Consider the following 12,580-nt stretch of genomic DNA (forward strand, 5'->3'; position numbering starts at 1 on the left):
GATCAGTCCCTCGCGCGGTCACCGCCGCGTCGTGCGGCGAGGTATTCCGGCGGCATCCCGGGACCGATACGGATGCCGACCTCATCGGCCCTCACCGCGCCGCAGCTGTCGCACAGGGCCGCCGCATGCACGTCTGAGTCGCACACCGAGTGCCGGTACAGGATCGGCGGGTCGATGGGCGACGCCCATTCGTCGCCCCACTCGGTGAGGGCGATGAGTGCGACGGCCAGTGCGTGGCCTTTCGGCGTGAGGACGTACTCGGCGGTGCCTTGGCGATCCATGATGCCGCTCGCGACGAACGCCTCCAGGCGGGAGGTGAGCACGTTCGTCGCGATTCCGAGGTTGTGCTGGAAATCGCCGAACCGCGTGACGCGCGCGAAGAGGGCGTCGCGGATGATGAGCAGGCTCCAGCGCTCGCCGACGAGTTCGAGCGAGCGTGCGATAGAGCACACCTGAGAGTCGTACGTCTTGCCCAGCATGGCTCGAATCTACCACTTGCGTGATGCAAGTATGGTCGCTAGGGTCGCTTGCATCACGCAAGTTCGACCGTTCCTGGTCGCGAGCAGAGGAGCACGGATATGACAGCGGACTTCACGACCACCATCACGGTCGGCGCCTCGGTGCAGGAGGCGTTCGACGCGATCAACGACGTCTCGAGCTGGTGGGGCCGCATCACCGGCTCCACGACCGCCGTCGGCGACGAATTCGTCTACGTCGTTCCCGGGTTGCACTACAGCGGCTTCCGCGTGACCGAGCTCGAACCCGGCCGACGCGTCGAGTGGCTGGTGACGGGCAGCTACCTCGATTTCGTCGCCGACAAGCAGGAGTGGAACGGCAGCACCGTCCGCTTCGACATCGCGGAGGTGGACGGGCGCACTCAGGTCACCTTCACGCACGACGGCCTGACCGCCGACGAGGAGTGCTACGACATCTGCACCAATGCCTGGGGCATGTTCGTCAACGGGAGCCTCAAGGCGCTCATCGACACCGGGGCGGGTGCGCCGTATGTCTTCGGCGGCGACGAGGCGCTGACGACCGAGGACCACGATGCGCTGCATCGCCAAGTGGCCGCCGCGGGCGCTGGCGGCACGGCGGTCTGACGGCCACCCGTACGCTTCTTCGGATGTATCCGCGACGGGAGTCGCCGGCACCCGCGCGTGCAGTGCGCTCGTGTCGGCGGCTCCCGTTACGGTGAGATCCGGAGGGGACATGAAGACGAAGCGATTCGCCCGTACCTCGTCGCGACTGCCGCGACGAGGGCACGTGCTGGTGACCATCACGGTGGTCGACGAGAACGGGTTCACCTCCCAGTACGAGACGGTGCAGACGCCCGTCGGCGCCCTCCGCGAGGGCGTCGCCGCGATCCACCTCGCTGCTGTCGCGGCCGACGCCGAGGTCGACGCCGAATCCGCCTGACTCGGCGACGTCTGCGGTTGTGCGATGCATTCGCGCACCCTAGAATCGAACATATATTCGACGAAGGAGTGCAAAATGCGTATGGCTGCCCGAGAGGATGTTCAAGTCTGGTGCGAGCATGAACGACCGGTGCGCCTGGTCGTCGAAGGAGAACGCTGGCGCATCATCGACACGCCGACGCGATCGGATGGAGGTCTGCTGTTCCAGAGCTGGCGGTTCACGGCGCGCAGTGACGTGGATCACCGCACGCGCGTGATGGATGTCGAAGTGGTGGACGGGCACTGGATGCTCGTCGCGTCCTGGGAGTAAGTCCGGCAGGGACGAACAGGCGTCTGCCGCAGGAAATGAGAAGTTCCTCAGAACTTCTCATCCCACAGTGGCCTCGCGCCCTTGAAACCTGAATCGTGCGTCAGGTATCGTCCCGCAGAGCGGCATCCCCACGCCGCTTCCGCGCTCTACAAGGAGGTACCAGCGCATGGCATCCAGCCAAGAAACCCCCGCGCCGATGAAGCAATCGAGCCTGCGGCGGGTCGTCACAGCATCGATGGCCGGCACCGTCGTCGAGTGGTACGAGTTCTTCCTCTATGCCACCGCGGCGACGCTCGTCTTCAACAAGATCATGTTCCCGCCGTCGGACGACCCCTATGCGCCGATCATCGCCGCGTTCGTGACGTATGCCGTCGGGTTCATCGCCCGCCCGCTCGGCGGAATCGTCTTCGGCCACTTCGGCGACAAGTACGGGCGCAAGAAGCTCCTGCAGCTCGCGATCATCCTCGTGGGCGTGGCGACGTTCCTGATGGGATGCCTGCCCACGTTCGACATGATCGGCTACTGGGCTCCGGCGCTCCTTGTCGCGCTCCGCTTCGCGCAGGGCTTCGCGGTCGGCGGCGAATGGGGCGGTGCGATCCTCCTCGTCGCCGAGCACTCGCCCGACAGGACGCGAGGCTTCTGGGCGTCGTGGCCGCAGGCCGCGGTCCCGATCGGCAACCTCGTGGCGACGGTCGTGCTCCTCGTCCTCAGCCGCACGCTGACCGAGGCGCAGTTCCTCTCGTGGGGATGGCGCATCGGCTTCTGGCTCTCCGTCGTCATCGTCGCGATCGGCTACTACGTCCGCACCCGCGTGACCGACGCGCCGATCTTCCTCGAGGTGCAGCGAGAGGTCGAGCAGTCGAAGGCGGTGCGCTTCGGCGTGCTCGAGGTGATCAGGCGCTACCCGCGCGGCGTGGTGACCGCGATGGGCCTGCGCTTCGCCGAGAACATCATGTACTACCTCGTCGTGACGTTCTCGATCACCTACCTGGCGGTGGCACTCGAGGTCGACACCTCCGAGATCCTCGGGCTGCTCGTGATCGCGCACATCGTCCACATGATCGTCATCCCGCTCATCGGCGGCCTGACCGATCGGGTCGGGCGCAAGCCGGTGTACATCATCGGCACGATCGGCGCGGCGGCGTGGGGCTTCGTGGCCTTCCCCATGTTCGACACCCGCAACCCGGTGATCATCGTCGCCGCGATCAGCCTCGGCCTGTTCATCCACGCCTTCATGTACGCACCGCAGCCCGCGATCATGTCGGAGATGTTCCCGACGCGCATGAGGTACTCGGGGGTCTCGCTCGGCTACCAGGTGACGTCGATCGTCGCCGGCTCGCTCGCGCCGATCATCGCGACCGCGCTGCTCGCGAGCACGGGATCGTACGTGCCGGTCGCCGTCTACCTGGCGATCGCGGCGGCGATCACGCTCGTCGCGGCCGTGTCGCTGCGCGAGACGAAGGGCTCGTCGCTGCACGAACTGGACCGCCTCGACGAGGAGAAGCTGGCCGCCGAGAAGGTCGCCGCCGACGCCTGACCGCTTCTGCACGGACGAACGCCCCGCCACGTCGTGGCGGGGCGTTCCCTGTCGGCTGATCCAGCCGCAGAGGTCAGACGCCCTGGCGTCTCGTCTGCGGCATCGCCGGCGGCCTCCGGAGCACCAGCACCGTCGTGATCGCCAGGATCACGATGCCGATGGACTCCACGATGACGGCTTCGGGGACGAGCATGAGGTCCCAGGACGAGGTGATGCCGAACAGCCCCACGGTCAGCGCCAGGATCAGGGCGAGCAGCGTGGCGATGAGGAACAGCAGGCTCAGCACGGTCGCCAGCTGCAGCAGACGGCCGTGGAGCGCCAGCATGCCGATCGCGAGGACCAGCGCCGCGATGGCATTGAGGACGAACATCACCCCCAGGATGCCGCCGGTGCCGTTGAAGACGAGGAACAGGTGGATGGCGCCTGCTGCGAGGAGCGCGATCGCGCTCAGGATGCGCATCGTCCAGACCACGCGTCCGGCGGTTCGGGTGGTATCGGTCATGCTGCTACCTGCTCTCCGGTGGAGGTGAGGTCGTCGTCGAAGCCTTCTCCAGGGAAACGAGCGCGCGAGCGCTGCGGTTCAATCGGACGAGCCACGCGACGTCGCGACCGAACGACTCGAGCATCAGCAGCAGCGCCGCGAGGGCGACCGCCACGTTCGCGGGCGCGGGCAGCACCTGGGCCGCGACGACCGTGAGCGCGACGCCGCAGACGGCGGTGACGACCTTGCGCCAGTACCGCGACGGCAGCGTGTGGCGCATCCACGGAAGCAGCGCGCCGGCGACCACGAACGCGTACCTCATGAACCCGATGGCGAGCACCCACCAGCCGACGTAGCGCGCGTCGTAGACGCACAGCACCAGCAGCAGGAATGCATCGACCTCCATGTCGAACCGCGCGCCGAGGTCGCTCTCGCTCGCCGTCCGGCGAGCGACGTAGCCGTCCACGCCGTCGAGCGCGAGAGCGCAGGCGACGAGCGTGACGAACAGGACCGTGGCCCCCACGGCGCCTGCACTCGCCGGCGCGTCGAGCGGAGCCTCCGGCCGCACGGGCCCCGCCGCGTCCTCGAGCGCCGCGACCGTCAGCGCGGTGACGAGGCCGACGAGCATGGAGCGGGTTGCGGTGACCGTGTTCGCGGGTCCGAACCGCTGAGCGCCCCGACGACGGAGTCCGACGGTCAGGAGGACGGTCGACACCACGAGGTAGGCGAGTCCGAGCGTCACCGCGGTCGGCGACAGCGGGACCACGAGGCCGATGGCGACCAATCCGCCCGCGCCCGCCGCCACCCACCACCAAGGAATCCACTGAACCTTTTCCATGTGCGCTCCGTGTACTCCCTATGGCGGTCACGGGGGACACGACGCAGGTACCCGCCGCGGTTCATCGCGATCCTGCGGAGGCCGCGCACGCATGGTGGACGATCGGGCCGGGGGAGGGAGAGTTCCGGTCGGAGTCGCTCCCCGTCCCCACTGGCAGCGAGGCGTCGGTGCGGACGCTCTGGACGGGCATCAGCCGGGGGACGGAGGTGCTCGTCGCCCGTGGCGAGGTGCCGGCCTCCGAGCGGGATCGCATGCGGGCGCCGTTCCAGGGCGGGGACTTCCCGTTCCCGGTGAAGTACGGCTACCTCAACGTGGGGCGGGTGGAGGAAGGCCCTGCCGATCTCACCGGCCGCCCGGTGTTCGCCCTGGTGCCGCACCAGTCGCGCTACGTCGTCCCGGTCGAGGCCCTCGTCCCGGTGCCGGAAGGCGTTCCGCCCCGTCGTGCCGTGCTGGCGGGTGCGGTCGAGACCGCGGTCAACGTCCTCTGGGATGTCGCTCCGCTCGTCGGCGACCGCGTGGTCGTGGTCGGGGCCGGCATGATCGGCTGTGCGATCGCACGCGTGGCGCGCGGCATCCCGGGCATCGGAGTGACTCTCATCGACGTCGACCCGGCGAAGGAGCGGCTCGCCCGCGAGCTCGGCGCGGACTTCATGCTCGCCCCGACACAGCCACAGCCCGAGCCGGAGATACAGACACAGCCGCAGCCCGAGGCCGATGTCGTGATCGAGGCGAGCGGCAGCGGAGCGGGGCTCGAGCTCGCCCTGCGGCTGGCATCCACGGATGGCGAGGTGATCGTCGCCAGCTGGTACGGCAGCCGGCCCGTGCCGATCACGCTGGGCGCCGACTTCCACTCGCGGCGGCTCACGATCCGCTCCAGCCAGGTCGGCGCGGTGTCGTCCCGCCGGCGGTCCACCCGCACGACACGGGATCGCCTGGGCGTCGCACTCCGGCTGCTCGAGGATCCCGCGTTCGATCTGCTGCTGGGCGGCACCTCGTCGTGGCGACAGCTGCCCGAGGTCACCGCCGCGCTCGCGGCGGGCACGGCCGGCGAACTCTGCCACACCATCGATTGGAGCACCGCATGACGTTCAGCGTCACCGTCCGCGACCACCTGATGATCGCCCACAGCCTGCGCGGCGACGTCTTCGGGCCCGCGCAGCAGCTGCACGGCGCGACCTTCCTCGTCGACGCCACGTTCCGCGCCGACGAGCTGGACGCCGACGGGGTCGTGGTCGACATCGGTCGCGCGGGTGACGTGGTGCGCGAGATCGTCGGCGCGCTGACCTACCGGAACCTCGACGACGAGCCGGACCTGCAGGGCGTCAACACCACGACGGAGCGGCTGTGTCAGGTCGTGGGCGACCGGCTGGCCGCGCGCGTGCGGGACGGCGCTGTCGGCGCGGCGCGACTGACCGGGATCACGGTCACCCTCCACGAGTCGCACGTGGCGTGGGCCTCGTACGAGGTGTCGTTGTGACGAGCGGCCCCTCGGTCCGCTTCCTGGTCCCGGAAGGGGTCGATGATCCGCGCCGCGTGAGCGGCGGAAACGTCTACGACCGGCACATCCGCGACGGACTGCCTGCCCGCGGCTGGGCCGTGGAGACGCTCGAGGTGGCGGACGCGGGGGACGCGGCATCCGCTCTGCGCCGTGCACCCGATGATGCGCTGGCGCTGGTGGACGGACTCGTGGCGGGGTGGGCGCCGGACGCGCTCGAAGAGGAGGCGTCGAGGCTCCGCGTCGTGCTGCTGGCGCACATGGTGGTCGCGGCATTCCCCGATACGACGGATGCCGCGGCCGACGCCGAGCGGCGCGCACTGGCGGCCGCGCGGACGGTGGTGACGACGAGTCGCTGGACCGCCGGCGAGCTGTCGCGGCGAGGGCTGACCGACCCGGCGCGCATCCGGGTCGCCGTACCCGGTGTGAATGAGGCCGACCCGGGCTCGCCGCACTCCGACAACGACCTCTTGTGCGTGGGAGTGCTCGCACCGCATAAGGGGCAGGACACGCTGCTGGACGCGCTCGCGCGGCTTCCGACGCAGGACTGGACCTGCACGATCGCGGGATCCTCGGAACCGTCCCCGGAGTTCGCGGCGACCATCGCCCGGCGTGCGGCGGCCTTCGACGGGCGGGTGCGGCTCACCGGTGTGCTCGACCACGACGGGCTCGCCGAGGCGTATGGCCGCAGCGCGCTGCTCGTGGCGCCGTCCCGCGTCGAGAGCTGGGGCATCGCGATCGCCGACGCGAGGGCACGGGGACTGCCGGTGATCGGTGCTGCGGCCGGCGGCATACCCGACGCGCTCGCCGGCGGTGGCGGCCTCCTCGTGCCGCCCGACGACCCCGCGGCGCTCGCCGACGCGCTGGAGTCGTGGATGTCGGACCCGCAGCTGCGGGCGCGACTCCGGCGTGAAGCGCTGGCGTCGCGCGAGACCCTGCCGACGTGGTCCGACACCGTCGCGGACGTCTCCCGCGCCCTGGAGGCGGCATGACTTCGATCTCGACGGCGACAGCCGACTGGCTCGCGCTGCGGGCGCCGGCCGACGATGCCGCGCGCTCGCCGGAACTCGCGCACGAACTCGGCCGCATGCTGGCCGCAGTGCCGGGACCGGTGCTGCTGCACGACCTCGGAGCGGGAACCGGATCGATGACCCGCTGGCTCGCGCCGCGGCTTCCGGGTCCGCAGCAGTGGGTGCTGCGCGACGGCGACGCCGACATCGTCGAGCATCTCGACCTCAGTGCGGTCACCGATGCCGGGCGCCGGTCCATCGACACGCAGGTCGTCGTCGAAGACCTCGCCGCGCTGCCGAGCGACGCCTTTCACGGCGCGGCGGCGGTGACGGCATCCGCTCTCCTCGATGTGATCACGAGGGCCGAGGCCGCGCACGTGGTCGCGGCCTGCGTCGCGGCCGGAACCCCCGCGCTCTTCAGCCTGACCGTGACGGGTGGGGTGCGGGTACGCGCGGCGCGGCGGCATCCGACAGGGCTGCGCTCGTCGGGGCTGCATTCGGCAGCGCTGCATCCTTCCGGGCCGGACGAGACGATCGAGCGGGCCATCGCCGCCGCCTTCAACGACCACCAGCGGCGCGACGCCGAGGGGCGACGGATGCTGGGGCCCGATGCGGTCGCTGTGACAGCGGCGCTGTTCGCCGACGCCGGGTGGCACGTGCGCCGGGCGCCGACTCCGTGGCGCCTGAGGCGCAGCGACCGTGCGCTCGTCGCCGCCTGGCTGGACGGGTGGGTCGACGCCGCCGTCGAGCAGCGGCCCGAGCTCACCGAGGACGCCGAGGCCTATCGCCGTCGCCGTCGGGCGCAGGCCGACGCGGCCGGGCTGCGGGTGACGGTGTCGCATGAGGACCTGCTGGCGTGGCCTGGCTGACGAGTCCGTCCCCGCGCGCGCGGTCCGGTGTCCGGATCGTGGCGGCGCTGGCGGTCGTGGTCGGCACGGCCGCCGTCGTCGGTGCCGCGCCGTTCGTCGCGGGACTGGCGTCGCTCTCGGCCTGGACGATCCTCGCCGCCGTCGCGCTCACGGCGGTGGCGACGGCCGCAGCGGCCTGGCGGTGGCGGACGGTGTCGGCGGGGTTCGGGCTGCCCCTCACCTGGGGCGAGGCGTTCACCGCGTACTACCGGTCGCAGTTCCTCAACACGGTGCTTCCGGGCGGCGTCGTGGGGGATGTGCAGCGTGCCTATGTCCACGGCCGACGGCACGACCGTCTCGATCTCGCCGCCCGCGCGGTCGCGGCGGAGCGTATCGCCGGACAGCTCGTGCAGATCGCTCTGACACTGGCGATCCTGCTGCCCCTCGGCCTGTCGTCCCCCCTGGCGCCCCTCGGGTGGATCAGCGGAGCAATGGCGCTCGTCGTCGTTGCGGCGATCGCGGCACTGGCGTTCACCCGCAGGGGTCGCTCCCTCCTCGTTCGTGAATATCGGATGCTGCGGCCCGTGCTCTCCCGGCCGCTGACGCTCCTCGCCGTCATCGCGACGTCCGTCCTCGTCGTGGCGGCGCACGCGGCCACGTTCGTGGTCGCCGGTCTCGCCGTGGGGGTGGACGTGGGCGCCGGCGAGCTCGGCTTCGTGGCGTTGATCGTGCTCGCCGCGGCGGCGATCCCCGTCAACGTCGGAGGATGGGGACCGCGGGAAGCCGTCGCGGCGGCCGCGTTCGCACTCGCCGGACTGGGCGCCCCCGCCGGAGTATCCGTCTCGACCGCGTTCGGCGTGCTGACTGTCATCGCCGTCGCGCCCGGGGCGATCGGGCTGCTTGTCAACCGCTTCCGTTCGACTCGGGGGAGGGGCATCATCGGGGGTGGGAGACCCGTATGCGAGGCACTGAGCGAGCGGAGCGAGTCGAAGTGAGCGAGCGACCGTACGTCACGCTCAGCTGCGCGATGTCGATCGACGGCTATCTCGACAGCGCCGAGCCCCATCGGCTGGCGATGTCGAATGCGGCAGACCTCGACCGCGTCGACGATGTGCGCGCCCTCCATGACGCGATCATGGTGGGCGCCTCGACGGTGCGCCGAGACAACCCTCGACTGCTGGTGCGGGATGCCGCGCGCCGGGCGCGGCGGCTGGCTGCGGGTCTTCGGGAATCGCCGGCCAAGGTGACGGTGACGTCGAGCGGCGAGCTCGAGCCCGACGCCGCCTTCTTCACCACAGGTGAGGGCCCGAGGATCGTGTACTGCCCGCAGGATCGGCAGGCGCAGCTGCAGGAGCGGCTGGGCGACCGTGCCATCGTGGTCGGTCTCGGTGACGACTGCGTCGCGATGGCGGAGCTGCTGGACGATCTCGGCGCGCAACAGGGTGTGCGGAGCCTGATGGTGGAGGGCGGCGGCACGGTGCTGACGCAGTTCCTCGGTGCGGACCTCGCCGACGAGCTGCATCTCGTCGTCGCGCCGTTCTTCGTGGGCGAGGCTCGCGCGCCGCGCGTCGTCGGGCCCGGGGCCTTTCCCTGGACGGCCTCCCGCCGCGCGCGGCTGGCCGACACCCGCAGGATCGGCGATGTGGTGCTGCTGCGGTATGCCCTCTCCGACCGGTTCGGCATGCTCGAGCCGGGGAGCGCCGCAGCCGGGCGGGAGCCGGTCTCCGTCGAGCTCCCGTGAGCCTCCCGCCCCCGGGTAGGGCCACCCGGGCATGGCGCACCCGCCTCGCGATCGCGGCATCCGTCGCCCTGCTCGTCGTGCTGCCGCTTGTGCCCGGCGTCGTGACGTCCGGATCGCTGCTCGCGTTCGCCCGCCTTCCCGTCGAGTCGATCATCGTCCTCCTCGTGCTGGCGCTGCTGCCGTCGGGGTCCCCGCTTCTGAACTCCGCGGCGCCGACGCGGGGTCCTCGGGGCGTGTGGGCGTGGGTGCGCATCGTGCTCGCCACAGCCTTCGGGCTGTTCGTGTGCCTGGCCATCGTGCTCGCGGGCATCGATGCGGGATACGAGGCTGCTCTGGGCGTCCATTTCGTCCCCCTCGACTGGCCGCAGCTGGGAGACGCCTACGGGGTCGTCGCGGCCTCGATCGGTGCTGCGCCGGCCGCCACGGTCGCTGTCGCGATCGTCGTCGTCGTGACTGCGGTGTCGGCCGGCCTCGCGTGGGCCGCGCTGCGCGTGGACGCGTCGCTCCGTCGGCACGCGGGGCGTGGGCGTGCGGCGCTCGCCGCGGCGACCGCGGCCTGGATCGCGATCGCGGCGGTGGCACCCCCGCTGGGCCTCGCCGATCCGCCGGCGGCCGCGGCATCCACCGGCGCCCTCGGCTCGGCCGTGTCGCGCACCGTCAGTGCGCTGCACACCCGAGACCTCGTCGCCCGCGCGATCGCAGAGGATCCGTTCGCCGACGCGGACGAGGGGCGGCTCCTCACCGCGCTGCGCGGCAAGCATGTGGTCTTCGCCTTCATCGAGAGCTATGGCCGGGTCGCGCTGGAGGACGAGGACATCTCGGTGGGTGTCGACGATGTGCTGCGCCGCGGTCAGGCGGCGCTGGCTGCGCGGGGCTACTCCGCCCGCAGCGCGTGGCTCACCTCGCCCACGTACGGTGGCGCCAGCTGGCTCGCGCACGCGACGCTGCAGACGGGGATGTGGATCGACTCGCAGACGGTCTACAGCGAGGTTGTCCGCAGCGGCCGGCTGACGCTGAGCGCGGCGTTCGCGGCCGCCGGCTGGCGAACCGTCAGCGACGTGCCCTCCAACACCCAGGACTGGTCGGTCGGGAGGGACTTCTATCGCTTCGACACGATGCTGGACGCGACGAACGTCGGCTACCGCGGCCCGTCCTTCGGCTACGCGCGCATCCCCGATCAGTACACGTGGAAGCACTTCGCCGATGGGGAGCTCGCCGACTCGCCGCGACCGGTGATGGCGGAGATCGATCTGGTCTCGTCCCATACCCCGTGGGCGCCGCTTCCCGAGCTCGTACCGTGGTCGGGGATCGGCGACGGATCCGTCTATGACGGGCAGCCGGAGCGCAGCCGGCCCGCCAGCGCCGTCTGGGAGGATCCCGAGACGGTCCAGCGCTTCTACGGGCTCTCGATCGAGTACGCGCTCGGCTCGCTGTTCTCATTCCTCGAGAACGTCGACGACCCGGATCTCGTGGTGGTCGCGCTCGGCGACCACCAGCCCGCCGCGATCGTCAGCGGCGAGGATGCCGCGCGCGACGTCCCGATCACCATCATCGCCGAGGACCCCGCCGTCTTCGCAGCGATCGCCGGGTGGGAGTGGGAGCCGGGGCTGCGGCCGGGCGTCGCATCGCCGACCTGGCGGATGGATGCGTTCCGCGACCGGTTCTTCACGGCGTTCGGCGAGGACCGCTGAGCCCGGCGGGTTGCCGGGCACACTCACGCCGCGGCACGGCGTCTCGGCCTGGTCGCGATCGCGGCGAGCCCGCCGCCCACCGCGCCGAACAGGTGCGCCTGCCATGACACGCCCGCAGGCGCACCGAAGACGCCCATCAGCATGCTGCCGCCGTACACGAAGGCCACGGCCGTCGCGATGAGTGCGTACAGGATGCCGTGGCCGAGCGACGGGGCGACGAAGGCGCGGAACAGCAGGTAGCCGAAGTAGCCGAACACGAGCCCGGATGCGCCCACCGTAACGACGCCGGGGGCGTTGAAGATCCACGTGCCGAGCCCGCCGACGACCGCGATGAGAGCCGTCACCGCCCAGAACCGGCCGATTCCGTCCAGCGCGACCAGGACGCCGAGCACGAGGAACGGGAGGCTGTTCGCGAGCAGATGCGGCCATCCCGCGTGCAGGCCGGGGCCGAACAGCACGCCGTCGAGTCCGTCGAGGGCCCACGACCGCAGGCCGAACTCGCGGTTGGCGTCGCCGGGCAGCAGGTCGTCGAGCACACGGACGACCCACATGACGGCGAGCAGCAGCAGTGGCTGTGCGATCCGGGCGAGGAGGCCGCCCCCGCGTCGGGGCGAGGAGGATGCGGTCGTCACATGCCTATCGTCGCACCCGCGGGGCGCCAGGCCGGGCGGTGCCAAACGCTCAGGCTGATGCGGGGCTGCTGGCAGGATGACGGGATGACGTTCATCGTTCGTGTTCCGGAGCTGAGTGAGGCGGCGGAGATCGCCGACCTGCACGTGATGACGTGGCGCGAGACGTATACGCACCTCCTGCCCGACGGGTTCTTCGACGAGGAGTACGTGCAAGGTCGCCACCGGCTGTGGCGTCGGCTCCTGGAGAATCCGAGGGAGGAGTGGCGCATCCGCGTCGCCGAGCGGAACGGGCGGATCATCGGCCTGGCGACGTCCGGCCCCAGCACGGCGGCCGAGGGACAGGAGGCGGCGCGCGAACGCCAGTTGTACATGCTCTACGTGCTCGCGACCGAGTACGGCGGGGGAGCCGGGCAGGCGCTGTTCGACGAGGTCGTCGGGGACGAGCCCGCGCAGCTGTGGGTGGCGAAAGAGAACCCGCGGGCGATCGCGTTCTACCGCCGCAACGGATTCACGTTCGACGGCGTCGAGGAGGCCTATCCGGGCGTTCCCGCTCTCATCGACGCCCGCATGGTGCGGTAACGG

Annotated in this window: 16 protein-coding genes; 12 read left to right on the forward strand and 4 right to left on the reverse strand. The window is 70.9% G+C overall.

The features are described from left to right. Positions 1 to 2 precede the first annotated feature (2 nt). A complete protein-coding gene (locus NCG93_RS18025; RefSeq protein WP_194413115.1) occupies positions 3 to 479 on the reverse strand; it encodes a winged helix-turn-helix transcriptional regulator in 477 nt (158 codons plus the stop codon). Positions 480 to 578: 99 nt separating this feature from the next. Between NCG93_RS18025 and NCG93_RS18030 the strand changes: the two genes are divergently transcribed. The 4 genes from NCG93_RS18030 (at position 579) to NCG93_RS18045 (ending at position 3,262) form a co-directional block, all read left to right on the forward strand. Further along, positions 579 to 1,100, forward strand: a complete 522-nt coding sequence (locus NCG93_RS18030) for an SRPBCC family protein (protein ID WP_194413116.1) — start codon at positions 579 to 581, stop codon at positions 1,098 to 1,100. 109 nt (positions 1,101 to 1,209) lie between these two features. Then, the gene (locus NCG93_RS18035) at positions 1,210 to 1,416 is read left to right on the forward strand and encodes a hypothetical protein (protein WP_194413117.1); all 207 of its coding nucleotides are present in this window, start codon (positions 1,210 to 1,212) and stop codon (positions 1,414 to 1,416) included. Between the two features lie 129 nt (positions 1,417 to 1,545). Beyond that, complete coding sequence (locus NCG93_RS18040) at positions 1,546 to 1,725, forward strand: hypothetical protein (protein WP_252787596.1); 180 nt, start codon at positions 1,546 to 1,548, stop codon at positions 1,723 to 1,725. 196 nt (positions 1,726 to 1,921) lie between these two features. Beyond that, positions 1,922 to 3,262, forward strand: a complete 1,341-nt coding sequence (locus NCG93_RS18045) for an MFS transporter (protein WP_241741591.1) — start codon at positions 1,922 to 1,924, stop codon at positions 3,260 to 3,262. 73 nt (positions 3,263 to 3,335) lie between these two features. Here the strand turns inward: NCG93_RS18045 and NCG93_RS18050 are convergent, their stop codons facing one another. Together NCG93_RS18050 and NCG93_RS18055 are read right to left on the reverse strand one after the other, a co-directional pair. Then, on the reverse strand, positions 3,336 to 3,764 hold the full coding sequence (locus NCG93_RS18050) for a hypothetical protein (protein WP_194413120.1): 429 nt from the start codon (positions 3,762 to 3,764) through the stop codon (positions 3,336 to 3,338). Positions 3,765 to 3,768: 4 nt separating this feature from the next. After that, positions 3,769 to 4,581: a CDP-alcohol phosphatidyltransferase family protein gene (locus NCG93_RS18055; protein ID WP_194413121.1), complete on the reverse strand. Its 813-nt coding sequence runs from the start codon at positions 4,579 to 4,581 to the stop codon at positions 3,769 to 3,771. 20 nt (positions 4,582 to 4,601) lie between these two features. Here NCG93_RS18055 and NCG93_RS18060 point away from each other — a divergent pair, with 20 nt between their 5' ends. Genes NCG93_RS18060 through NCG93_RS18090 form a run of 7 tightly spaced genes read left to right on the forward strand, consistent with a single transcriptional unit; the run spans position 4,602 to position 11,366 of the window. After that, entirely contained in the window at positions 4,602 to 5,666 is a 1,065-nt protein-coding gene (locus NCG93_RS18060) for a zinc-dependent alcohol dehydrogenase (RefSeq protein WP_194413122.1), read from the forward strand. Beyond that, complete coding sequence (locus NCG93_RS18065) at positions 5,663 to 6,058, forward strand: 6-pyruvoyl trahydropterin synthase family protein (RefSeq protein WP_194413123.1); 396 nt, start codon at positions 5,663 to 5,665, stop codon at positions 6,056 to 6,058. Before NCG93_RS18060 ends, NCG93_RS18065 begins: the two co-directional genes overlap by 4 nt. Then, positions 6,055 to 7,068 carry a glycosyltransferase family 4 protein gene (locus NCG93_RS18070; protein ID WP_206687311.1) on the forward strand — a complete coding sequence of 338 codons (1,014 nt, stop codon included), beginning with the start codon at positions 6,055 to 6,057 and terminating at the stop codon, positions 7,066 to 7,068. The genes NCG93_RS18065 and NCG93_RS18070 overlap by 4 nt, the downstream gene beginning before the upstream one ends. After that, the gene (locus tag NCG93_RS18075) at positions 7,065 to 7,955 is read left to right on the forward strand and encodes a class I SAM-dependent methyltransferase (RefSeq protein ID WP_194413125.1); all 891 of its coding nucleotides are present in this window, start codon (positions 7,065 to 7,067) and stop codon (positions 7,953 to 7,955) included. Before NCG93_RS18070 ends, NCG93_RS18075 begins: the two co-directional genes overlap by 4 nt. Further along, entirely contained in the window at positions 7,943 to 8,929 is a 987-nt protein-coding gene (locus tag NCG93_RS18080; RefSeq protein ID WP_194413126.1) for a lysylphosphatidylglycerol synthase transmembrane domain-containing protein, read from the forward strand. The genes NCG93_RS18075 and NCG93_RS18080 overlap by 13 nt, the downstream gene beginning before the upstream one ends. Beyond that, the gene (locus NCG93_RS18085; protein ID WP_194413127.1) at positions 8,926 to 9,675 is read left to right on the forward strand and encodes a RibD family protein; all 750 of its coding nucleotides are present in this window, start codon (positions 8,926 to 8,928) and stop codon (positions 9,673 to 9,675) included. The genes NCG93_RS18080 and NCG93_RS18085 overlap by 4 nt, the downstream gene beginning before the upstream one ends. Further along, on the forward strand, positions 9,672 to 11,366 hold the full coding sequence (locus tag NCG93_RS18090; RefSeq protein WP_194413128.1) for an alkaline phosphatase family protein: 1,695 nt from the start codon (positions 9,672 to 9,674) through the stop codon (positions 11,364 to 11,366). Before NCG93_RS18085 ends, NCG93_RS18090 begins: the two co-directional genes overlap by 4 nt. Positions 11,367 to 11,389: 23 nt before the next feature. Here the strand turns inward: NCG93_RS18090 and NCG93_RS18095 are convergent, their stop codons facing one another. Continuing rightward, entirely contained in the window at positions 11,390 to 11,998 is a 609-nt protein-coding gene (locus NCG93_RS18095; protein WP_252787597.1) for a rhomboid family intramembrane serine protease, read from the reverse strand. An 84-nt stretch (positions 11,999 to 12,082) separates the two neighbouring features. Between NCG93_RS18095 and NCG93_RS18100 the strand changes: the two genes are divergently transcribed. Beyond that, entirely contained in the window at positions 12,083 to 12,577 is a 495-nt protein-coding gene (locus NCG93_RS18100) for a GNAT family N-acetyltransferase (protein ID WP_194413129.1), read from the forward strand. Positions 12,578 to 12,580: the final 3 nt, after the last annotated feature.

Origin of the sequence: Microbacterium yannicii, assembly GCF_024055635.1 — a bacterium.
In the GTDB taxonomy this organism is placed as follows: domain Bacteria; phylum Actinomycetota; class Actinomycetes; order Actinomycetales; family Microbacteriaceae; genus Microbacterium; species Microbacterium yannicii.